Genomic DNA, 21810 nt, shown 5'->3' with positions numbered 1-21810 from the left:
GGACATGAACCCAGGAGAGACCGACATGCGTACTCTCGTTTGTGTACTTGCGTTGAACTGCCTGACTGCCGCGGCGCTCGCCGAGACTGACCCGGCATTCCAGGCCAATTTCCGTGGCGACGCCGCCGGCTCGATCGAGATCGGCCGGATCGCGTTTTCTGATCTGGTCCGCACCAAGGCGGACAGTCTGGGTGAAGCCGAACTGGCGCGCCTGTCCGGCTATTTGCGCGATGATCTGGAGCGATCCCTGATTGCCGCCAACTGGCACGGTGTCGCCGCGCGGGAGACCGTGCTCACCGTCACCATCATGGACGTGGTGCCCAACCGGCCAACCATGCACCAGATACAGGAGATGGACAGCGCCCACTACTCGGCCCAGGCCAATGGCGGAGCGGCACTCAGTGCCCGCCTGCTCGATTCGGATGGCGGTGTGATCGCCGAGTTCACCTATGCCTGGTTCAGCCCGGGCAGCAGCAGCGATACCAACGCCGGTGTCTGGTCGGATACACGGCTGGCATTCCAGACGTTTTCAGCCTCACTGGCGGAAAGCCTCGGCGTTGCGCCAATGCCGCACAGCTAAAGAACGCGGAACGCAGCGGATCCAGGGCTGGTCAGGGTGCGCCGATCCATTTGTGGGTCTGCAATGACAGCGACCACTGGGGGTGCGCCAGGCAATAGTCGAAGGCCGCCTGGGCGTTTTCCATCATCTGCGGCCCGTCCATGGGCTGCAGCGAGAAACGCTTGAAGTCCCAGTCCTCGAACGCCGTCGGATCGAGTTCCGGCTGCGGATAGACGAGCTTGAGCTCATGCCCGGACGTCTGGACCACGGGCGCCGTACCTTTCGGGCTGACCGTGATCCAGTCGATCCCGTCCGGCGCCCTGACCGTGCCGTTGGTTTCCACGGCGATCTCGAACCCGCGGGCGTGCAAAGCGTCGATCAACGACGTGTCGAGCTGCAATAGCGGCTCGCCACCCGTGCAGACGACGAGCGGTCGCCCGCCGCCCGGCCAGAGCTCGGCGACGGCATCAACCAGGCTGACGGCGGTCTTGAAACGACCACCGCCGGGTCCATCCATGCCGACGAAATCCGTGTCGCAGAAATTGCACACCGCCTTGTGCCGGTCCTGCTCGCGCCCGGACCAGAGATTACAGCCGGAAAAACGCAGGAAGACCGCCGGGCGGCCGGCCTGGGCGCCTTCGCCCTGCACCGTGAGGAAGCGTTCCTTGACCGAATAGCTCATGCCGGCACCGAGTTCTGCCAGGCGGCATGCCCGTTGGCGCGCAACTCACAGGCCGGACAGTCGCCGCAGCCATAGCCCCAGGCATGACGTTTACCGCGCTCACCGCGATAGCAGGTGTGACTGTCTTCCTCGATCAATCCGATCAGGGCATCGCCGCCCAATTGATGTGCCAGTGCCCAGGTCGCCGCCTTGTCGAGATGCATGAGCGGTGTTGCGATCTCCACCGCCATCTCCAGACCTAGGCCAAGGGCCGTTTGCATCGCATCGATCGTATTGCGGCGGCAATCCGGATAGCCGGAAAAATCGGTCTCGCACATCCCGCCCACAAGCACGCCATGACCGCGCCGGTAGGCCAACGCAGAGGCCACTGTGAGGAAAACCAGGTTGCGGCCCGGAACAAATGTGCTCGGCAAACCATTGGCCTGCATCTCGATGGCGCGGTCTGCGGTCAGGGCGCTGTCGGCAATGGCCCCATAGCCGGCCAGATCAATGACGAAATCCTCGCCCAGCCTGTCGCCCCAATGAGGGAAGCTCGCGGCCAGCCCTGACCGCACCCGCTCACGGGCTGTCATCTCGACATGGTGGCGCTGGCCATAGTCAAATCCCACTGTCTCGACCCGTGCATAGCGCTGCAGCGCCCAGGCGAGACAGGTGGCGGAATCCTGGCCGCCGGAAAAAAGGACCAGAGCCGTCCGGTTGGCGTGATCGGGGGTGGAGGTGTCTGTCATGCGGCGCTTATATACCGGCGAGGAGAAATTTGGCCATGCACAGCGTTTGCCTGATCTACACCTGCTGGCCCGACACCGGCAGCGCCGAAGCGGCAGCGGCCCGGCTTCTGGACGAAAACCTGTGCGCCTGCGTCAACATCCTGCCGGGAATGGTCAGCCTCTATCGCTGGCAGGGCAAAGTCGAACGGGCCGGTGAATGCGTCGCCTTGTTCAAGACCACAACCGAGGCAGCGCCAAAGCTCACGCAACGCCTTGCTGACCTCCACCCCTATGATGAACCGGCCATACTGTGTTTGCCGGTGGATGGTGAGCTGAGCGCATCCGGCTTTGTCGACTGGATCGCCACGCAAGCGGGTTCCGCGTGAAATTTTCGTGAAACCTTCGATTGTCGCTGACTGGTTTGAACGATTGGAAACCCCTCCCGAGCCACAAATTGCCCAAGCGCGCTGACGGCCCCGGACGGTCGGACGCGGAACAGGCAAAAAGGGTGTCCCATGGTTGGCTTGGTTCGAGATGTCCTTGTCGCGTCGCCGGCGGTTTCGCCGCAGGCGACCGGCGGGGAAGTTTATGAGCACTTCTCCGACGACCCAAACCTGATCGTCCTGCCTGTCGTTGAGGGCACGCAGCCTGTCGGACTGGTGACGCGCGACCAATTCTTCGTTCGCATGGCAAACCGCCATGGTCGCGCCCTGTATGAACGCCGCCCGATCACCTTCGCAATGAACAAGAACCCGCTGGTCGTCGAGACCCGAACGCCGCTGAGTGAGCTGAACTCGCAAATCCTGCGCGACTCCCCCGCAGCCTTGATGGAAGGCTTCATCGCCACGCGAAACGGTGACTATGCCGGCGTCGGGACAACGCTGGAACTGTTCCGCTTCATCGCCCAGGAAAGCGCCGACAAGAATCATCGCCTCTCGGCCCTGGCAGAACAGCTTGGCCGGGCCAGGCTTGAAGCACTTGCCGCCTCGAAGGCCAAGTCGGACTTTCTGGCCACCATGAGCCATGAAATCCGGACACCATTGAATGGCGTGCTCGGAGTGACGCAATTGCTCCAGGCGACAACACTCGATGCCGAACAAGCCGAGTTCGTCCGGGTGATCGACGACAGCGGCAAAATCCTGCTCCGGCTTCTCAACGACATTCTCGACCTGTCAAAAATTGAAGCCGGCAAGATGGAGTTGGAGGTCACCCCGTTCAGACCCTCGACACTGGTTCGCGACGCGCAGACGCTCTGGTCGGCACAGGCCCGCGAGAAGGGAATCGCGTTTTCAATCGAGGCCGACTGCGACGAGGATGCGCAATACGAGGGTGATCCCGTCCGGATCAAACAATTGCTGTTCAATCTCATCAGCAATGGAATCAAATTCACCCAGTCCGGCAGCGTCGCAGTCCGCATGCAATTCCTGCCCTTGGGCCGCCGCCGCAATGTGATGCGGGTCGAGGTGGTCGATACAGGTTGCGGAATACCGGACACGGCCCTGCGCGAATTGTTTTCCGCTTTCAAACAGGCTGATGTTGCGACCAACCGCCTGCATGGCGGAACCGGGCTTGGCCTGGCAATTTGCAGGCGCCTTGCCGAACTCATGGGAGGGTCGGTGGACGTTACCAGCCGCCCCGGTGAAGGCTCGAAATTCTGGTTCGACATTCCATTGAAATCGGTCACGACAGCGCCGCAGACAGTCTCGGCTGCGACTTGCAATACTGCGCCTGCGACCGTCCTGCCCGCCTGCAATATTCTGGTCGCCGAGGACAATCCCACAAATCAGGCGGTCGCTCGGGGCTTCCTCAAGCTGAGGGGGCTGTCTGCGGACTTCGTCGAGAACGGACAAGCCGCTATCGATGCGGTCAAGCTGCGCGATTACTCGCTGATCCTCATGGATATGGAAATGCCGGTCATGGACGGCCTGGCCGCCAGCCAGACGATCCGGTCACTCGGAAGCCCGTCCGGCCGCATTCCGATCGTCGCCCTGACGGCCAATGCCGTGGGTCAGGCCGAGCGACGTTGTATCGATGCCGGAATGGACGACTTCATCACCAAGCCGATCGTCCGCGCCGATCTTGACCGGATTCTCGACAAGTATTTGCTGCGCGGCGCGTCTACGGCGCCGGTATCAAACAAGGCGCCACAAGGCCATGCCACGCGCAGGCTGGCTTGATATCCGGATTGGGTAGGGGAATGGCCGGGCCCCTGCCCTGATTGGCGGGCCCGCCGGACAGTCTCTGCAATCGTGCGTGGAATCTGCGGCAGCAGCCGTTCAGACCTGATCATCCGACGGGGCCAGTCCACCGGCATTGTAGGCCGCCTCGTCATAGCCGCGCCGCCGGGAAATCACCAATACGGTCGTCAGGCCGGTGCCCAGCGCCAAGCTGACCACAATGCCCAGGCCCAGTGCGATCCAGCCATGCACGCTCATGGTCACTCCGGCCAGGGCTATGGTCCCGAAAACCAGAAATCCGCCACCGGCGACAAGCGCGATGATGGCGAACAGGATGGACAGGGTATTGGACCGTGACATGACCGGGAAATCCTAAAACTACCGGTCCTGTATGGACCACCTTCCAGATAGCCGACACCGGACCGACGGTCGCAGGCGCAATTGTCGCAGGTCGAGCGTCAATCGCCGCCGGACCGGGGCAGTTTGGAGTTTCGGATGTCGGTTGAAAGTGGTGGCGAGGGAGAGACTTGAACTCTCGACCTCACGATTATGAGTCGTGCGCTCTAACCAGCTGAGCTACCTCGCCACACAGGTTCCTCCGCAAGGAAGAGGGACGCCATATACGCGCAGCGCCCACAGCTGGCAAGCCGTGGGCGCTGGCGGATTTCAGTTGCGCTGCAATCAGGCTGCGCGAACTTCCGTGAGGAATTGTTCGACCGCCGATTTGAGCGTGTCAGACTGACGGGACACGGCCAGTGATGCTTCGAGAACCTCACCGGCGCTTTCACCGGTTTCCGAGGTTGCCTGGTCGACTTCCTGGATGTTGGTGAAGACCTCACTGGTGCCGTCAGCCGCTTCCTGGGCCGAGCGGGTGATCTCGCCGGCTGCCGCGCGTTGCTCTTCCATCGCGGCGGCGATGGCCGTGGCAATCTCGCTCATCTCGTGGATTGTGCCACCGATTGAGGACATCGCCTCGACAGCCTTGGCGGTTGCGCCCTGGATGCCGTTGATGTGCTCGGAGATGTTCTGCGTGGCTGCACCGGTTTGGCTGGCCAAGGCCTTCACTTCCGAGGCCACAACCGCGAAGCCCTTGCCGGCCTCCCCGGCGCGCGCCGCCTCGATGGTGGCGTTCAGGGCCAGCAGGTTTGTCTGCTCGGCAATGTCATTGATCAGGCTGACGATATTATCGATCGACTTGGCCGCATCATCGAGCCGCTGGACGTCGCCATTGGTCTGTTCGACCTGGTCGACGGCAGAATTGGCAATCTCGGTCGAGCGGGAAATCTGCTGCGAGATCTCACCGATCGAGGAGACCATTTCCTCAGCCGCAGCGGCCACGGTCTGGACGTTCTGGGACGCGCCTTCGGAGGCCTGGGCCACAGCGGCGGACTTGCCGGTGGTCGCAGCAGCCGTCGAGCTCATCGCCCGGGCCGCTGTTTCCATGCGGGTTGCCGCTTCGCCAACCTGGCCAAGGGCATCGCCCGATGCCTGTTCGAAGACCTGGATCAGGCTCTCGATGGCTGCGGACCGCTTTTCCTTCATGCGGCGCTCTTCTTCGGTCTCCGCCTCGAGGCGGGCCCGTTCAATGGCATTGGCCCGGAACACATCGACCGAGCGCGCCATGTCGCCGATCTCGTCCTTGCCTGGCGTGAAGCCGAGATTGACGTCGCTATTGCCCTCGGCCAGCGCACCCATGGTGCGAGCCATGGCGCTGAGGCGCTTGAGCAGCATGTTGTTGACGTAGAAGAAGCCGATGGCAGCAGCGACCACGAGGCCGATTGCGGCGATCGCGATGAGCAGGATGCGGCCGGTGATGACAGCTGTATCGGCCGCGGAGGTCGCATCGACGACCCGCTCGGCGACCTGTGCCTTGAAGGCCTGGACGCTGGAGAGCAGCGCTTCCGCCGACATGCGGGCTTCCTCGGCCACCACTTCAGCGGCAGCCACAGCAGCCAGTTCACTCTTGCGGAGTTCGAAGATGCCGTTATCGCCATCGCCGAAATTGATCAGGTTATCGGCCTGGGTCTGCATGACATCGGTCACGATCGATCCAAGGATGGCGAAATTGACATCCAGCTCGCCGGCTGCCTCATCCCAGCGATCGAGAATGACATCGACTTCACCAGTCGTGGCGGCGGTATCGACTTCATTGTACTGGATCAGCATTTGGTTGGCCGACAGCAAGGCACGCAGGAGGCTTTCAATGTCAGCCTCATCACTCGAGTCCAGCGCGCCTTCGACGCTGGAGGACAGGGCGGCGCGGGCATTGCGGGCATCATTGGTGGCAGCCCAGCGGCGGTCGCGGATCTGCAGGCGGCGCTCGACCACCTCATTCATGCTTTCGACGAGTTCATTGAGATCGGCGACGGCGCTGCGCAGGGCGGCGGTTTCACCGACACCGGACAGGGCTTCGAGCTGCCGGAGCTCTTCGTCAAGAGAATTGCGATAGCCGACAACGCGGTTGTAGTTGTCCAGCCGCGCTTCAACCGTGGTCGAGGCTGCGAAGACACTCAAAGCCTCGCTCAGGCCGACACTTTGTTCCGACAGGGCGTCGACTGACTGGGTTTCCGGGATGGCGCGGTCAGCGATCTGCTCAACGGCGTAATTCGCCGAATTGAAGCCGGTGACACCGACGATGGCCGCAACCAGCGTCATCACCGAAGTCAGGGCGAAAGCCGCAAGCAGCCGGACCCGGATACTGGTCGTTTTGCTGAGGATATTTCCAAGCACAGAATTCATTTCATGGCCCCTAAGGCTGATGGCCTGACCCAAAAAGATACGGCGACGCTATCGCGCCGCCGTAAATGAATTCTTATTATGGTAAACGCATTTCAGTTCTTTTGCTGAATAGCGCTTGATCTCAGGGTGTTAGCCACCGAGATTAAAGTCGAACCGCTGCTGCATACCTGCGGTTGCGGCTGCAGCCGGGGCATAAGACCAGCCTTCAATGGCGCGGATCACAGCGCGATCGAACACGCCTTCCGGCTCGGCTTCGACAACCGTGGCTTCAGCAACCGAACCGTCTTCGGCGACCGTATACTCAACCACTGCGTATCCTTCGATACCGCGACGCTCTGCGCCTCGCGGATATTCCGGCGCTTCCACACTCGTACGTTCACGGTCCTGAGCCAGAGCCGGTGCCGCTGTGAAAGCCATGGCAGACATTGCTGCCGCCAGAATCATGGTTCCCGTCTTTTTCATGACATACCCTTCATCCAATTTACAAAGTGGCGTGTCCGGGATTTTCCCCGTGTTCGAACGCCGTTGTTGATTTCCTGCGGGTCGTTTGCTGCCCGACGAGATGGATCATGCCCCATAGCGGTTGCCAAACGCTTAAATCCGGACGGAAAAGGCAGAATTCTGACGGCTTTTTTTATTTAACAAATACAACGGGTTATGACGAAAAAATCACCAACCTCTCTCGGTTGTGCCAGAATGCGACAGATTTCAATCCGATCTATGCTTAATAAAACGCTAACAGGCTGGATCAAATCTTATGCACTCGGCCATTTGACGACGGCGAGATAAAGATCAACGCATGAATACCCCCGAACGACGCCTCGACGCCCCCAACCTGACCGCATTCTGCACGGCCGTGCTTGTCCGCGCCGGCGCTCGTGTCGATGACGCCGAATGCGTTGCCCGGCACCTCGTCGAGGCCAACCTCAAGGGCCATGACAGCCACGGAGTCGGCATCCTGCCTGCTTATGCCGGCCATATCCGGCGCGGACAGGTCTGCCTTGATGCCGACGATACCGTCCTGACCGACACCACCGTCCTGCTGCGGGTTGACGCCGGCGGCGGCTGGGGCGCTCCGGCCGGCCAGCGACTGATCCACCAGGCCGGCGCCAAGGCGAAGTCCGGCGGGCTGGCGGCGGCCACTCTCGGCAATGCCCATCATCTGGGCCGCATCGGCGCCTATGCCGAACAAGCCTCCGAGGCGGGCCTGATCTCGATGCACTTCGTCAATGTCACCGATCACGCCCCGCTGGTCGCCCCTTATCGCGGTTCCGACGCCCGTTTTGGCACCAATCCCGTCTGCATCGGATTTCCGGCGACAGACACGCGCCCGGCCTTCCTGCTCGACATCGCCACTAGCCAGATCGCCCTGGGCAAGGCCCGGGTCGCCGCCAACAAGGGCCTGCCCGTACCCGCCGGGTCGCTGATTGACAAACAGGGGCGACCGACGACAGATCCGTCGGGCATGAGCGGGTTCGAAATTGAGGGGGCCCTGACCCCGCTGGGCAAGCACAAGGGCTATGGCCTGGCCTTCGCCTGCGAATTGCTGGCCGGCGTGCTGGGCGGTGCCGGGACCATCCAGCCCGACCATCCCCGCTCGGGCGGCCTGAAAAACTCGATGTTCTCCATCCTGATCGACCCGGACGCCTTCGGCGACCGCGCCTGGATGCAGGCCGAGACCGACGCCATGGCCCGCTATGCCCTCGCCTCCCCGCCGATGGACTGGGACAGCCCCGTCCTCTATCCCGGCGACCCGGAACGCGCCATCGCCGGCAAACGCGGCAAGGAAGGCATCCCGCTGGATGAGGTTACGATCGGGCAATTGAATGCGGCTGCGGAAAAGCTGGGTGTGGTTGAGCGGGTCTGAGTTACCCCAACTCAGCCCCGACCAGGCCGAACGCCGCCATCACATCCTCACCGATCCGCATCGGGCGGCGGCTGTCGCGATTGATCCGGCACCATTCCGTGGTGGCGCGAGCGGAGAAGCGTTTGGCGCTGGGCTTGCGGATATCGACATGACGGTCAAAGCGGGGACCGTGCGGTCGGCCGAGCCAGGTGCGGATTTCGGCGACCTCGCCGGGCAGGATCGGGTCGCGGTATTCAATCGTGTGTTTGAGCGCCACCCAGACCTCGCCGCCGACCATGTCGTCCGGGGCGACGGCATGCCAATGCGTAATAGCGATATCCTGGACCCAGCGCAGATAGACGACATTATTGACATGGCCGAGCTCGTCGATATCGGCCGGCCCCGGTTCGATCCGGCGCAGGAAGGCGGTCTCGAAGGAGACGCAGCCCATGCCCTCGCCCGCGACCGCCTGGTCAGCCCCGATGATGCCGGAGAGGAAACTGCCGGTGTCGTCCATGATGATCCCGCCTCTATTGCTGGGCTCTATATAGAGACGTCATCGAGGAGGTGAAGGCCGCTCCCCCTCATCCCCCCTTCGGGGACCTTCTCCCGCAAGGGGAGAAGGCGTGAAAATTCGCCGCTGGCAAGAACGCCCTCTCCCCTTGCGGGAGAGGGTGGCCGCAGGCCGGGTGAGGGGTCTACTTCTTCGGCGCCGAAATATGGATCGGGTGGCCCAGTGCCGTCAGCGCGGCTTCGGCGAAGCCTTCGGTCAGGGTCGGGTGGACGTGGATGGTGCCGGCGATGTCGTCGAGGCGGGCGCCCATCTCGACCGCCAGGGCGAACTCACCCGACAGTTCGGAGACATGGGTGCCAACCGCGTGAATGCCGAGGATGACATGGTCTTCCTTGCGCGCGGTGACGCGGACGAAACCGCCATCGAGGCCCGCTTCCATCGACAGGTATCGACCGGAGGCGGCGAGCGGGAATTTGCCGGTGATGATCTCTTCGCCCTTGGCCTTGGCCTCGTCCGGCGTCAGGCCGACGCCGACGATTTCCGGCTCGGTGAAGCAGACAGCGGCAATGGAGACTGGATCATGCTCGCGGCGATGACCGGCAATGATCTCGGCGACCATCTCGCCCTGGGCCGTTGCCTTGTGGGCCAGCAGCGGCTCGCCAACGACATCGCCGATGGCATAGACGCCGCGCATGCCGGTGCGGCACTGGCTGTCGACCTTGATGAATTTCCCGCCCTCGAGATCGAGGCCCATGTTTTCCAGGCCCCAGCCATCCAGGCAGGCCTTGCGGCCGACCGCGACGAGGATCTTGTCGGCCTCGATGGTCTGCGCCGCGCCCTTGGCGTCCTCATAGGCGAGCACGGCCTTGCCGCCTTTTTCGGTGACGCCCTTGGCCTTGCAGGACAGGTTGACCGCCACCTTGTGCTTCTTCAACCACATGGTGATCGGACGGGTGATCTCCTTGTCGTAGAGCGGCAGGATGCCGTCCGACGCCTCGATAAAGGTGACGTCCGAGCCCAGCTTGCGATAGGCGATGCCCAGTTCCAGCCCGATATAGCCGGCCCCGACCACGACCAGTTTTTCCGGCAATTCGGTCAGGTTCAGCGCTTCGGTCGAGCCGATGACCGTGTCCCCGAAGGGCAGGAAGGGCAGTTCGACCTCGACCGAACCGGTGGCGAGAATGACGTTTTCCGCCGTGATCTCGACCTTTTCGCCATTGTCCTGCGTGACGACACAGGTCTTGGCGTTGGAGAACTCGGCCCAGCCGGCAAGGTGCTCGGCGCCCGCTGCCTTGATCAGTTGGCCGACACCGCCGGTGAGCTTGGAGACGATGCCGTCCTTCCAGCCAACCAGCTTGCCCATGTCCAGCTTGGGCGCTTCGGCCAGCGAGATGCCCAGCACATCGCTATCGGCATGCTTGCCCATTTCCTCGAACTTGGTCGCCGCATGGATCATCGCCTTGGACGGGATACAGCCACGATTGAGGCAGGTGCCGCCCAGCCCGTGCTTGTCGACAATAATGGTGTCCAGACCCAGCTGGCCGGCGCGGATGGCGGCCGGATAGCCGCCCGGGCCACCTCCGACAATGAGGACTTGGCAAGACCGTGTCTGCATCACAGGCGCTCCTTGGAAGATCAAAGCACGAAAACGCGTTTTCCGGGGACGGATTTAGCGGTTCGGCGGATAAAGGGAAAGGGGCTGACTGAGGCTAGGTCGACCGGATCACGCGGCGCCAGAGCAAGGAGCCGATCGGTGCGAGGATGGCGACCAGCACAAAGCTGCCGAACACGACTTGCGGCATCCATTCCGACGGCATGCCGACTTTCTTGTGGTAGAACATCAGAACGAAGACCAGCCCCGCCCAGACGGCGGTGACCGTGACAAAATCGGACCAAGTCTGTTTCGCGATGGCTGACATGCCGGTGCTCCCCTGCCCCCGTTTTTCCGCTCACCCGACGGGCGGGTCAAGGCCTGTCTTGCGCGGAGCGGCGGCGGAAGAGTGACGGTGTCACCCCTTCCGGGACAGCCAGACCAGCCCGCCTACGCTTGTGGTGACAAGCAGGGCAATCCCGGACACTACCCAGACCAGCGGATCATTGCCGAGAAACCAGATCGCCCCGCCGAGCGCGACAAGTAGTGTGATCGCCAGGGCGATCCCGCCCAGCGTCTTCCAAAAACTGGTTTCAAGCGCATCAAGCTCAGCGCGCGGCGTCCCGTTCGGACGATCCCATTGCGCATGCCAAAATTTGTGAGTCATGGCACAATCCTAGGGCATCCCCCGGGAGCTGACAATCAAACCGGACCTCCCATTGTCGGGGAAGGATCTGACCGAGCTTTACATGAACAGCGTGGCCGGGTTCTCCAGATAGCGCTTCACGGACTGGATCAGCATCGCCGCCTCATAGCCGTCGACGATGCGGTGATCGAAACAGCTCGACAGGTTCATCAGCTTGCGCGGCACGACCAGGCCCTCGGCGTTGTAGCGCGGCAGGGTCTGCATCTTGTTGACGCCGATAATGGCGGTTTCCGGCGCGTTGAGGATGGGTGTGGTGACCAGGCCCCCAATCGCTCCCAGCGAGGTGATGGTGATGGTCGAGCCGGTCAGCTCGTCCTTGGTCGCCTTGCCATCCTTGGCCGCTCCGGCCAGACGCTTCAGCTCGGCCGCGATCTGCCAGATGTCGAGGCTTTCGGCGTGCTTGATGACCGGCACCATAAGGCCATTCGGTGTCGCCGCAGCGACCCCGCAATGGACAGCGTCATGCTTGGTCAGCAGCATCGCCTCGCCATCGAAATGGGCATTGGCCTGCGGCGTATTGGGCAGCGCCTTGGTCAGCGCCATGACCAGGAAGGGAATGAAGGTCAGCTTGGCCTGGTCATCCGACTTGCTGGCATTGAGGTGGCCGCGCAATTCTTCCAGCGCCGTAACGTCGATTTCCTCGACATAGGCAATGTCAGGGACGGTGCGCTGGACATGGGACATGTTCTCGGAGATGCGGCGACGCAGGCCGATCACCTTTTCCTCGGTCACGCCGGTGCGCGGTGCGCGGACCGAAGAACTGCCCGAGCCCGAGCGTGCGACCAAACGGCCGCCTGACTTGATGAAATCGTCCAGGTCGTCATGGGTGATGCGACCGGCCGGACCCGTGCCGGGCACATTGGCCAGCCGGATATCCGCTTCAAGCGCGCGCTTGCGAACCGCCGGGCTGGCCAGCGGGCGCTCACCGCCGGTGCGGCTGGCAATCGACGGGGCTTCGGCGGCGGCGACCGGTTCGGCGGCCTTGGGCGCTGCCGGTTTGGCCGGCTCGGCCTTGGCTTCGGCTTCGACAGGCGCTTCGGCTTCTGCGGGAACCGCGCTGTCGACGGCGATGAACATGATCTCGGTGCCGACCGCAATGACGTCACCCGGAGCGCCGACCAGCTTGGTCACCTTGCCGTTGACGGCGCAGGGAATTTCAACCGTGGCCTTGTCGGTCATCACATCAAGGACGTGCTGGTCCTCGGTGACCGTATCGCCTTCCTTGACATGCCACTCGACGATTTCCGCCTCGACAATCCCTTCGCCGACATCGGGCATCTTGTAACGGTATTCGCTCATCGATCAGGCCTCCAGAACGGTGTTCATGGCATTGATGAAACGGTCCGGCCCCGGGAAGTAGGACCATTCATGGGCGTGCGGATAAGGCGTGTCCCAGCCGGTGACGCGCTGGATCGGCGCCTCGAGCGCGAAAAAGCACTCTTCCTGGATCTGCGCCGCCAGCTCGGCGGCGAAGCCGGAAGTGCGCGGCGCTTCCTGGGCAACTATACACCGACCCGTCTTGTTCACCGAACGGGCGATCGTCTCGATATCGTAGGGAACCAGTGTCTTGAGGTCGATGATCTCGGCATCGATACCCGCCTTCTCGGCCGCTGCCTGGGCGACCAGGACAAGCGTGCCATAGGCGACAATCGTGACAGCCGAGCCTTCACGCACCACTTCGGCCTTGCCGATCGGCAGGCTGTAATGGTCCTCGGGCACTTCGCCCTTGGGGTGATTGGCCCAGCTCGACAGGGCACCGCCGGAATGTCCCTCGAAGGGGCCATTATAGAGGCGTTTCGGCTCGAAGAAGATGACCGGGTCCGGGCTTTCGATCGCAGCGATCAGCAGGCCCTTGGCGTCATAGGGGTTGGACGGCATCACCACCTGCACCCCAGGCACCTGGGTGAAGAAGGCTTCCGGGCTCATCGAATGGGTCTGGCCACCGCGGATACCACCGCCGCAGGGCGTGCGCACCACGACCGGCGTGGTGAAGGCGCCGGCGGTACGATAGCGGATGCGCGACATTTCCGAGACGATCTGGTCGAGACCGGGGAAGATATAGTCCGAGAACTGGATTTCCGCGACGGGCTTCAAACCCTTCGCCGCCATGCCGATCGCCATGCCCATGATCGCCGCCTCGTTGATCGGCGCATCGAAGGAGCGGTCGAGACCATATTTCGTCTGCAGGTTCGCGGTGACCCGGAAGACGCCGCCGAAATAGCCGGCATCCTCGCCAAAGCTGATCACGTCCGGGTCGCGTTCCATCATGTTGTCCAGGGCCGAGTTGAGGGCCTGGATCATGTTCATCTTGGCCATGATCTAAACTCCCAGATCCTGGCGCTGGCGACGCAGGCGCCAGTCCGGTTCGGCATAGACATCCTCAAAGATCGACTCGACCGGCGACAGCGGACCGTCATGCAGCGTGCCGTGGCTCTCGGCTTCCTTGTAGGAGGCGATGACCAGCTCGTTGAGTTCTTTCTCGAGCGCGGCGTGGCGTTCTTCATCCCACTCGCCCAGACCGATCAGGTGCTGTTTGAGGCGCTCGATCGGATCGCCCAGCGGCCAGATCGCATTCTCGCCCTTGGGCCGGTAGCCGGACGGGTCGTCCGAGGTGGAGTGTGCATCGGCGCGATAGGTGAAGTGCTCGATCACCGTGGCGCCATGACCGTCGCGGGCCCGCTTGGCGGCCCACTGGGTGGCGGCGTAGACGGCGAGGAAGTCATTGCCGTCAATGCGCAGGGAGGCCAGGCCATAGCCCATGCCCTTATAGGCAAAGGTCGGCGCTTCACCGGCAGCGATGCCCTGGAAGGTCGAGATCGCCCACTGGTTATTGACCACATTGACGATCACCGGCGCCCGATAGGTCGAGGCCAGCACCAAAGCGCCATGGAAATCGCCTTCGGCGGTTGAACCATCCCCGATCCAGGTCGCGGCAATCTCGCCATCACCGCGATACTCGCACGCCATGGCATAGCCGACAGCCTGCGGCAGCTGGGTCGCCAGATTGCCGGAAATCGAGAAGAACTTGCCCTCGGCCCAGGTGTAGTGGACCGGCAGCTGGCGGCCTTTGAGATTGTCACGGCTGTTGGAGATGCAGTGGCACATCATGTCGACAATGTCCCGACCGCGGGCAAACAGGATGCCCTGCTGGCGGTAGGACGGGAAGACCATGTCGTCATTGCTCATCGCCATCGCACCGGCAACGGCCACGGCCTCCTCACCGGTGGACTTCATGTAGAAGCTCATCTTGCCTTGGCGCTGCAGTTTCAGCATGCGGTCGTCATAGACGCGGGTCAGCACCATGTGGCGCAGGCCTTCGCGCAGAACGCCGGCATCCAGCTTGGGGTCCCACTCGCCGACCGCCTGGTGATTGTGGTCGAGGACGCGGACCAGGCCGAGTGCCAGGTCCTGCGTCTCCATCCCGGCAACCGAGGTGTCGGGCCGCCTGGCCTCACCGGCCGGCGGGATATGGATATGGGAAAAATCAGGCGTGTCACCGGGCCGGACATGCGGCGCAGGGACGTGGAAGCGGGGTTCAGTGTGTGCCATGAGCTCTCGCTGAAAACTTCGGCAAAACGTGCCTAAACGGGCGTCTCCGCGTGATGCAGATCCGCGACAGGCGTCTAGCGCGCAAGAGCGGGTCTTGTCCAGCATAGCAATGCGGTGCCATTTCGGGGTTCGCAAGTGCGGAAACTTGAATTAATTTCCTGCGAAACGATGATTTGAGGAAATAATGACCGTCACCCTGGACACGATTGATGTACGCATTCTCGAAGCCCTGCAGGCTGATGCGGGCCGTTCCGTCGCCGATATCGCCGAAATCGTCGGCCTGACCCCCTCGCCCTGCTGGCGCCGGATCCGTCGCCTCGAGACCGAGGGTATCATCAAACGCCGCTCGATTCAGCTCGACCGGCGCATGATCGGCTTGATGTTCACGGCCTATCTGGAGATCAAGATCCAGCCGGCCCGCAAGGCCAATTACGAGAAGTTCGAGAAGGCCATCCAGACCTTCCAGGAAATCACCGAGGCCTGCACCATGACCGGCCCCTATGACTATCTGCTCAAGATCGTCACCCCGGACATCGACGCCTATAACGAGTTCATGCAGGAACGCATGATCCCGCTGGACGTGGTCGGTGACTTCCGCACTTCGGTCCAGATCCGCAATGTCAAGGAAGGCCGTGGCCTGCCACTCGGCCATATCGACGGCTGACGGACGACCAATGGTTTCGCCAGTGCAGCATGGGCGGCCGCGTCAACGCGCCGCCAGCAAGGCACTGACGGCCATTCTGATATCAGCATCCACGCTCTCGGGGACCGCCTTTTCGGGCAGGTAAAGGCGGACGGCTCCCAGCGGGATGCCGATCAGGGCCAGACGGACACGCTCGAGCGGCACTTCCAGGTCACGGGCGAAGGCTTCCAGCCCCGCCCTCGCCTGCCCATTGAGCTGATCGAGCCGGGCCTGCATCTCCGGCGGCGCCTTGTCGGACATCATTTCCGAACGCCGCCCCGTGGTCAGGATCAGGGCCCGGGCCACGTCCTCGCGACAGAAGGCGGGCGTGGCAAGCGCCGCAGCCACCCCTGCCTCTCTTGACCCGGCCGCCAACGCCACAAGAAATCTTTCCTGAAACGCCTCCACCGCGTCCAGCCAGGCGGCGGCCATCAGCCCCTCGCGTGAGCCGAAGCGGTGATAGATCGATCCGGTCGACACGCCGGCCGTCGCGGTGACGGCCTGCAGGCGCACCTCGCCCTGCTCGACCAGGCAATTGGCCACAGCGGCAAAGACAGTTTCATCGAGAAAGCTTGACGGTCGACCCATAATAGAACATTTTTTCTAGAACATAAATTTCACAACGAGTCGATCATGAACATTCTCGCCGCCCTGGCAAGCCTGAGCGCCCTCATCACCTTCCTCATCCACACCTTTGCCGGCGGCCAGGTCGTTGCCCGGCCGCTGCTGGCAGACACCCACCTGCCGCCGGCCAGCAAGTGGCTGAACTATTATTGCTGGCACATCACCACGGTCCTGCTGGCCGCCATGGCCTTGGCCTTCGCGGCGACGGCGCTCGACGCCCGTTTCGCCGCCTTTCCCTATTTGCTGGGACCTTTGGCCCTGTGCCTGTCAGCACTGAGCGCCGCCATCGCGATCAAGGCCGGGATGCCGCCGCTGCGCCTGCCCTCGACCAGCCTGTTCGCCCTGACCGGGGCGCTGGGTATCGCGGCCCTCTTTGCCAATCCTGTCTGAGCGGAGCGGGTACATGCTGATTATAGCCGCCGTGCTGACCGTGCTGGTCGGCCTCTTTCACTCCATCGCCGGGGAGATCCGCCTGGTCCGGCCTTTGTTCAAGCGGCCCGACCTGCCGAGCCTGGGTCACGGGTCCTGGTATGTGCGCGCCCTGATCCGCACGGCCTGGCACATCACCACGCTGACCTGGTGGGGAATTGCGGCCATGCTGGTCGTCATCCACCGCGCGCCGCTTCCGGATCATGTCCCGCTGCTGTGGATCATCAGCGCTGTCTTTGCCGTGAGCGGCGTCGCGGCCCTTGTCCTGAGCCGGGCGAAGCATCCGGCCTGGCTCGCTTTCCTGCCGATCGCCGGCCTGACCGGGTTGGAGGCCTGGATGAGGGCGTCGTGAAACCGCCCAAAACACCCCTTTGCCATCAGCTGCGCTCAAACTGCGTCAGGCCTCCGGACCAAAATCGCGATCCTCGCGGCTATGCCAGACCCGCAGGATGAAAAGGGTGCCGGCGGCAATCTCATACCGCATCTCGTAGTGACCGATGATGATACGGCGAACTTCGCGCGGCTCATAAACGTCCAGTTTCTCGCCAATACGAGGATGATAGAGCAGGCGGTTCGGGGCTCGCGCGATTTCCTGGACTACCCGGACCGCCGCATCCGGAGCCACAGGTTCCAGAAAATCGAAGAGCCTCGCGAGGTCACCGCTGGCCCTGGCGGTCCATTCAATCTTCATGCGATTTTATTCGACAGGCGGCGGCAAGGGCGCGTCGGTTCCCAGACTGTCGACCCAGGCCAGCATGGCCCCGTGATCGACCACACGGCCGGCATCGACGTCCGCGAGCGCTTCAAGCGTCAGCCTATGACGCTCCTCTTCTTGGTCGACCCAGGCGGCTAGCGCCTGCTTCATCACCCATCCGCGCGAGCGATCAAGCCGCGCCGCCATGGCATCCACCTTTTCGGCCAGACCGGTCGGCACATGCGCCGTGATGACTCGCGTTGCAGCGCTCATGGTGATCACTTCCAATCAACTTGACTGATACTTAATCACTACAAATCAGATTGGCAATCTGCGGCGCTGAACGAGAAAGGGCGCAGCCATTGGCCGCGCCCTCTTCATGCCAGTCTGTACGGCAAGGCCTACATCCGCTCGACAGCAACCGCCGTGGCTTCACCGCCGCCGATACACAGCGAGGCGACGCCCTTGGTCTTGCCGGATTTTTCCAGCGCGGCGAGCAGGGTGACCATGATGCGGGCACCGGAGGCGCCTATCGGGTGACCCAGGGCGCAGGCGCCGCCATTGACGTTGATGATGTCGTGGGAAATGCCCAGCTCCTTCATCGCGATCATCGGGACGACCGCGAAGGCCTCGTTGATTTCCCACAGGTCGACATCGCCGATCTGCCATCCGGCGCGCTCGACGACCTTGCGCATGGCAGGCACCGGCGCGGTGGTGAAATAGGCCGGCTCATGGGCGTGGGCCGCAGTGGCGACGATCTTGGCGATCGGCTTCAAGCCACGACGCTCCGCTTCGGAAAGGCGCATCATGATCAGCGCTGCAGCGCCGTCTGAAATGGCCGAGGCATTGGCCGCGGTCACCGTGCCGTCCTTGGAAAAGGCCGGGCGCAGGGAGGGGATCTTCTCCGGCATCGCCTTGCGCGGCAGCTCGTCCGTGTCGACGACCGTTTCGCCCTTGCGGGTCTTGATCGTGACCGGGGTGATCTCGCGTTTGAAATCACCATCCTTGGTGGCGCGCTGGGCGCGGGCCAGGGTTTCAAGCGCGTAGGCGTCCTGCTGCTCGCGGGTGAATTGGTGCTCCTCCGCGATCATGTCGGCATAGACACCCATCGGCTTCTTCTCATAGGCGTCCTCGAGACCATCCTGGGCCATGTGGTCCTTGATGGTGTCGTGGCCGTATTTGAAGCCGCCGCGATGGGTGGGCAGCATGTGCGGCGCATTGGTCATGGATTCCATGCCGCCGGCGATGATGATGTCGGCATCGCCCGAGGCGATCGAGGCTCGCCCCATGATGGCCGCCTGCATGCCCGATCCGCACATCTTGTTGAGCGTCGTGGCTTCCACCGATTTGGGCAGGCCGGCCTTGATCGCCGCCTGGCGACCCGGCGCCTGGCCCTGACCGGCCATCAGCACATTGCCCATCAGGACCTGGTCGATGTCGTCACCGGCGATACCGGCCTCTTCCATCGCTGCCTTGACGGCAATGGCGCCGAGCTCATTGGCGGACAGGGGTGCGAGCTCACCGAGCAGGCCACCCATCGGGGTGCGGGCCATGCCGACGATGACGATGGGATCGTCCACTGCACTCATTTCATCTCTCCTCTGGGATCATTCTTGGTTAGTCTGGCGCGCATGATCGAATTATGCGGCACAGCGTCAAGTTATTTCGCAGATGCGAAACGCGCCGTACGGACCTGGCCGGGATTGTCGATTTGGTGGCAATCCATTCTAATATTTACCTTATTCATCGCCGCAACCCTCGCCATAAACAAAGTTGAATACCTGTTCAACTTTTCAGTGACCGACGACCCGATCGAGTTGTTAGCGGTAGCAGCACTGGCGATCCTCGTCCCGGCCCTGACCGAGGAGATGGTTTTCCGGGTCGGACTGGCCGGGCGCCGGGGCCGGATTCGGGCCATCCTCGCCATGGCCGCCTTCGTGCTCTGGCACCCGGTCCAGGTCTGGCTCGGCCTGCCAATGGCACAAGCCCTCTTCCTGGAACCCGGCTTCCTCGCCATCACCGCCGCCCTCGGCCTCGCCTGCACGATCGCCTACCGGAACAGTGGCTCAATCTGGCCGCCGGTGATGATGCACTGGCTGGTTGTGGTGGAATGGAAGGGGCTGACGGTTCCGGTTTGAAAGCCGCCCACGTCATCAATCATTTTCGAGGCTTTCGACGACCTGCCTCATATCATCAGCTGACATTTCAACCTCAGACCCATCCGTCACCAAGTGGGCCAGATTGCTGCAATAGTCAGGTTCGGGCCGAAAACACGTCAATAGGCGCAAGTCGGCCGCAGCCTCGGGATCAGGGTCCACACCCAGGCCTTGTTCCAGATGGATGGCCAGTCGCAAACAGGATCGCGGCTCAAAAAGGACGCACCCCAAGCGTAAATAGCGCACGGCAAGGACAGGATCGAGGTCGCGCCCCGGCACCGCCAGCCGGTGATAATAGGTATGAGACAGGTTGAAACAGGCTTCGCCACTTCCACGCTCACATCCGCTGAGCAACAGTTGGCGCGCCAGGTGATAGTTGCGGGGAAGAAGCACCCGGTTTGTGTGATATCTCGACACTTGGCTACACTGGGTCGGGTCCAGTTCGCACACCCGCTCGACCAATCGCACAATCTCGGTGTCGTCAAACCGGGGCCACCAGGCCTCGATCGTTAACGAAAGGGTCTGCGCACCACCGTCTCCCCGAATGAACACGGGCGGACCCGCGCGCTCATGGGACCTGTCGAGCAATATCCTGCAAGCCGTCGCACTGCCCATCTCACACGCCTGCGAAAGTTCGGACAGGAGTTCGGCCCTTGGCAGCACAAATTCACCGCTCTCTGTGCGATTCCGGGCCCGCCCGTACGCAAAACGGGTGCAAGAATCCGCGTGTCCCTTGTCGCAGGCTGCGGCGCATTCCGGGGCGTCATTGCCGGCGCTGCCATCGTCAGTGCAAGCGTCAATCAGCGCGCGATCCGGCTGCCCTGCCCAGCCGGCGCCGGACAGGCCAGTCGCGGCCAGCAGCAGCGGCAGTATGACGATCAATTTGCGCATGCATGCTCCTGAAGCTGGAGTGCCAAAAATCGCCGCGACCTAACGCCCGCACGCCGCCTCTTCACCCAGCTCGCAAGCCCGCGCGAACAGCTCGCGCGCCTGTCCGGCATCGCGGCGCATGGTCTGGGCGCCGTCGCGGCCGCGGTGATACATCAGGGCCAGCTCGTAGCACGCCGTCCCGTCGCCCTCGGCGCACACCACTTGGCAATCACCCAGCTTGCGCATCCGGCCGACACGATTGCCGTAGCAGGCCGCCCGTGAGGCCTCCAGTGCATTGCGGTCCAGCGAGGCCAGCAGATCGGCCTGCCGGGCACAGCCATCGGAAAAGCCGGCCTCGCAGGACTGGCGGGCCAGCGCCTCGCCGCGCTCGCGATCGGCCACACTGCCATCCTCGAAAAAGCCCGCCGCCTGCCAGCACGCCATCGAACTGCCGCGTTCACAGCCTGACAGGGCGATGGGCAGATAGCGCGCGCGGTCATAACGGATCGGCCCATACGGGTTCGGCGTGTTGATGCGCTCGAACACCCAGCAGGCCCGGTCCGACCCGACCTCGCAACCGCGCACAAACAGGGCCACGCCCTCATCGGTCAGCCAGAAACGACTGTCGGCGCGCTGCTGGACGCCATAGGCGTAAAGACAGGAAAACCCGTCACCCGCTTCGCAGGCAGCAATAAAGGGCGCCGGATCGGGGCTCTCCGGTTGCGCCCGGGCCATCGGGGCCAGCACGACGCTGAAGAAAAGGATCAGGAAAATACGCATCAGGCCTCGCCGGGTTTAAGGATCAGGATAGTCGGCGCCTGCCATCACGGGCAAGCACCCGCATCGCCACGGCGACATCGCCTGGCGTTTGGGTGGGAGGGGAACGGGATGCCGGCCAATGCCGTCAACCGGTTTGATTTGAAAAACGTGACATCGCCAACATCCCGTTCTCGGAGATTTCCCGGACGCTCTCGCCCCCGATTCCAATGCGTCAGGTAGATGGGGTCGGTCGTTTAGTGCCCCGCGACCTGGTCGCACGCCCTGCCGGAGCTTTGGAATGTCACATCCAACGCGCGGACAGGCTCCGCTCGCTTCCGGGCACAAGTGACTGAGCTCGCGCCTCCCGTCCCGAAAACCGAGGGCAGTGTCCCATGGCGGATAAGGGGGGAGGATAAGTTTTAGGGTTTTTTCTGGCAGAGCACGTTTTCCCTCTCCCTTGGGAGAGGGCCGGGGTGAGGGGTAAACCCCGGTAAAAACAGGGAGCATCCCCCCTCATCCGCGCTAC

At 62.8% G+C, this 21810-nt stretch carries 26 protein-coding genes and 1 tRNA gene; 8 read left to right on the top strand and 19 right to left on the bottom strand.

Features of this window, described 5'->3' with window-relative positions; all coding sequences use genetic code 11:
• Positions 1-25 precede the first annotated feature (25 nt).
• Complete coding sequence (locus tag MMAR10_RS03735) at positions 26-580, top strand: hypothetical protein (protein WP_011642659.1); 555 nt, start codon at positions 26-28, stop codon at positions 578-580.
• Between the two features lie 31 nt (positions 581-611).
• On the opposite strand, the gene queE is transcribed toward MMAR10_RS03735, so the two are convergent.
• Entirely contained in the window at positions 612-1241 is a 630-nt protein-coding gene (gene queE / locus MMAR10_RS03730; RefSeq protein ID WP_011642658.1) for a 7-carboxy-7-deazaguanine synthase, read from the bottom strand.
• On the bottom strand, positions 1238-1969 hold the full coding sequence (gene queC, locus MMAR10_RS03725) for a 7-cyano-7-deazaguanine synthase QueC (RefSeq protein ID WP_011642657.1): 732 nt from the start codon (positions 1967-1969) through the stop codon (positions 1238-1240). The genes queE and queC overlap by 4 nt, the downstream gene beginning before the upstream one ends.
• 35 nt (positions 1970-2004) lie before the next feature.
• Here queC and cutA point away from each other — a divergent pair, with 35 nt between their 5' ends.
• Positions 2005-2334 carry a divalent-cation tolerance protein CutA gene (gene cutA, locus MMAR10_RS03720; RefSeq protein ID WP_011642656.1) on the top strand — a complete coding sequence of 110 codons (330 nt, stop codon included), beginning with the start codon at positions 2005-2007 and terminating at the stop codon, positions 2332-2334.
• A gap of 129 nt (positions 2335-2463) precedes the next feature.
• Positions 2464-4125 carry an ATP-binding protein gene (locus MMAR10_RS03715; RefSeq protein WP_011642655.1) on the top strand — a complete coding sequence of 554 codons (1662 nt, stop codon included), beginning with the start codon at positions 2464-2466 and terminating at the stop codon, positions 4123-4125.
• Positions 4126-4224: 99 nt separating this feature from the next.
• Here the strand turns inward: MMAR10_RS03715 and MMAR10_RS03710 are convergent, their stop codons facing one another.
• The 4 genes from MMAR10_RS03710 to MMAR10_RS03695 all read right to left on the bottom strand — a co-directional run bounded on the left by MMAR10_RS03710 (position 4225) and on the right by MMAR10_RS03695 (position 7326).
• A complete protein-coding gene (locus tag MMAR10_RS03710; RefSeq protein ID WP_011642654.1) occupies positions 4225-4485 on the bottom strand; it encodes a hypothetical protein in 261 nt (86 codons plus the stop codon).
• 149 nt (positions 4486-4634) lie between these two features.
• A tRNA-Met gene (locus tag MMAR10_RS03705) sits at positions 4635-4711 on the bottom strand.
• 95 nt (positions 4712-4806) lie between these two features.
• Positions 4807-6864: a methyl-accepting chemotaxis protein gene (locus MMAR10_RS03700; protein ID WP_011642653.1), complete on the bottom strand. Its 2058-nt coding sequence runs from the start codon at positions 6862-6864 to the stop codon at positions 4807-4809.
• A gap of 129 nt (positions 6865-6993) precedes the next feature.
• Positions 6994-7326 carry an energy transducer TonB gene (locus MMAR10_RS03695; RefSeq protein WP_011642652.1) on the bottom strand — a complete coding sequence of 111 codons (333 nt, stop codon included), beginning with the start codon at positions 7324-7326 and terminating at the stop codon, positions 6994-6996.
• 337 nt (positions 7327-7663) lie between these two features.
• Here MMAR10_RS03695 and MMAR10_RS03690 point away from each other — a divergent pair, with 337 nt between their 5' ends.
• Complete coding sequence (locus MMAR10_RS03690; RefSeq protein WP_011642651.1) at positions 7664-8731, top strand: malate/lactate/ureidoglycolate dehydrogenase; 1068 nt, start codon at positions 7664-7666, stop codon at positions 8729-8731.
• 1 nt (position 8732) lies between these two features.
• On the opposite strand, the gene MMAR10_RS03685 is transcribed toward MMAR10_RS03690, so the two are convergent.
• The 7 genes from MMAR10_RS03685 to MMAR10_RS03655 all read right to left on the bottom strand — a co-directional run bounded on the left by MMAR10_RS03685 (position 8733) and on the right by MMAR10_RS03655 (position 15070).
• Positions 8733-9227 (bottom strand): acyl-CoA thioesterase, encoded by a 495-nt coding sequence (locus MMAR10_RS03685; RefSeq protein WP_011642650.1) that lies wholly within the window; start codon positions 9225-9227, stop codon positions 8733-8735.
• A gap of 181 nt (positions 9228-9408) precedes the next feature.
• Positions 9409-10842, bottom strand: coding sequence for a dihydrolipoyl dehydrogenase (gene lpdA, locus MMAR10_RS03680; protein WP_041636747.1), 1434 nt, complete (start codon positions 10840-10842; stop codon positions 9409-9411).
• Positions 10843-10933: 91 nt separating this feature from the next.
• Positions 10934-11143: a hypothetical protein gene (locus MMAR10_RS03675; RefSeq protein ID WP_011642648.1), complete on the bottom strand. Its 210-nt coding sequence runs from the start codon at positions 11141-11143 to the stop codon at positions 10934-10936.
• 90 nt (positions 11144-11233) lie between these two features.
• On the bottom strand, positions 11234-11482 hold the full coding sequence (locus MMAR10_RS03670; protein WP_011642647.1) for a hypothetical protein: 249 nt from the start codon (positions 11480-11482) through the stop codon (positions 11234-11236).
• Between the two features lie 78 nt (positions 11483-11560).
• Complete coding sequence (locus MMAR10_RS03665; protein WP_011642646.1) at positions 11561-12820, bottom strand: dihydrolipoamide acetyltransferase family protein; 1260 nt, start codon at positions 12818-12820, stop codon at positions 11561-11563.
• Positions 12821-12823: 3 nt separating this feature from the next.
• Complete coding sequence (locus MMAR10_RS03660) at positions 12824-13837, bottom strand: alpha-ketoacid dehydrogenase subunit beta (RefSeq protein ID WP_011642645.1); 1014 nt, start codon at positions 13835-13837, stop codon at positions 12824-12826.
• Between the two features lie 3 nt (positions 13838-13840).
• Positions 13841-15070, bottom strand: coding sequence for a 3-methyl-2-oxobutanoate dehydrogenase (2-methylpropanoyl-transferring) subunit alpha (locus tag MMAR10_RS03655; protein ID WP_011642644.1), 1230 nt, complete (start codon positions 15068-15070; stop codon positions 13841-13843).
• 184 nt (positions 15071-15254) lie between these two features.
• Here MMAR10_RS03655 and MMAR10_RS03650 point away from each other — a divergent pair, with 184 nt between their 5' ends.
• On the top strand, positions 15255-15734 hold the full coding sequence (locus MMAR10_RS03650) for an Lrp/AsnC family transcriptional regulator (RefSeq protein ID WP_011642643.1): 480 nt from the start codon (positions 15255-15257) through the stop codon (positions 15732-15734).
• A 42-nt stretch (positions 15735-15776) separates the two neighbouring features.
• Here the strand turns inward: MMAR10_RS03650 and MMAR10_RS03645 are convergent, their stop codons facing one another.
• Positions 15777-16340 carry a TetR/AcrR family transcriptional regulator gene (locus MMAR10_RS03645; protein ID WP_011642642.1) on the bottom strand — a complete coding sequence of 188 codons (564 nt, stop codon included), beginning with the start codon at positions 16338-16340 and terminating at the stop codon, positions 15777-15779.
• A gap of 45 nt (positions 16341-16385) precedes the next feature.
• Here MMAR10_RS03645 and MMAR10_RS15995 point away from each other — a divergent pair, with 45 nt between their 5' ends.
• Complete coding sequence (locus tag MMAR10_RS15995) at positions 16386-16766, top strand: hypothetical protein (RefSeq protein WP_011642641.1); 381 nt, start codon at positions 16386-16388, stop codon at positions 16764-16766.
• Between the two features lie 13 nt (positions 16767-16779).
• On the top strand, positions 16780-17157 hold the full coding sequence (locus MMAR10_RS03635) for a hypothetical protein (RefSeq protein WP_011642640.1): 378 nt from the start codon (positions 16780-16782) through the stop codon (positions 17155-17157).
• A gap of 45 nt (positions 17158-17202) precedes the next feature.
• On the opposite strand, the gene MMAR10_RS03630 is transcribed toward MMAR10_RS03635, so the two are convergent.
• The 3 genes from MMAR10_RS03630 to MMAR10_RS03620 all read right to left on the bottom strand — a co-directional run bounded on the left by MMAR10_RS03630 (position 17203) and on the right by MMAR10_RS03620 (position 19088).
• Positions 17203-17496 (bottom strand): type II toxin-antitoxin system RelE/ParE family toxin, encoded by a 294-nt coding sequence (locus MMAR10_RS03630; protein WP_011642639.1) that lies wholly within the window; start codon positions 17494-17496, stop codon positions 17203-17205.
• Positions 17497-17502: 6 nt separating this feature from the next.
• Entirely contained in the window at positions 17503-17772 is a 270-nt protein-coding gene (locus MMAR10_RS03625) for a CopG family ribbon-helix-helix protein (protein ID WP_011642638.1), read from the bottom strand.
• A 128-nt stretch (positions 17773-17900) separates the two neighbouring features.
• Positions 17901-19088, bottom strand: coding sequence for a thiolase family protein (locus MMAR10_RS03620; protein WP_011642637.1), 1188 nt, complete (start codon positions 19086-19088; stop codon positions 17901-17903).
• 207 nt (positions 19089-19295) lie between these two features.
• Here MMAR10_RS03620 and MMAR10_RS15990 point away from each other — a divergent pair, with 207 nt between their 5' ends.
• Positions 19296-19637 (top strand): type II CAAX prenyl endopeptidase Rce1 family protein, encoded by a 342-nt coding sequence (locus MMAR10_RS15990; protein ID WP_190273955.1) that lies wholly within the window; start codon positions 19296-19298, stop codon positions 19635-19637.
• A 15-nt stretch (positions 19638-19652) separates the two neighbouring features.
• On the opposite strand, the gene MMAR10_RS03610 is transcribed toward MMAR10_RS15990, so the two are convergent.
• Both MMAR10_RS03610 and MMAR10_RS03605 read right to left on the bottom strand, forming a co-directional pair.
• The gene (locus tag MMAR10_RS03610) at positions 19653-20546 is read right to left on the bottom strand and encodes a tetratricopeptide repeat protein (RefSeq protein WP_011642635.1); all 894 of its coding nucleotides are present in this window, start codon (positions 20544-20546) and stop codon (positions 19653-19655) included.
• Positions 20547-20585: 39 nt separating this feature from the next.
• On the bottom strand, positions 20586-21305 hold the full coding sequence (locus tag MMAR10_RS03605; protein ID WP_011642634.1) for a sel1 repeat family protein: 720 nt from the start codon (positions 21303-21305) through the stop codon (positions 20586-20588).
• Positions 21306-21810 lie beyond the last annotated feature (505 nt).

The sequence above is a fragment of the Maricaulis maris MCS10 genome (genome assembly GCF_000014745.1).
Taxonomy (GTDB): Bacteria; Pseudomonadota; Alphaproteobacteria; order Caulobacterales; family Maricaulaceae; genus Maricaulis; species Maricaulis maris_A.
Note: the sequence above shows the minus strand (reverse complement) of the source record. Positions and strands in the feature narration are given on the sequence as shown.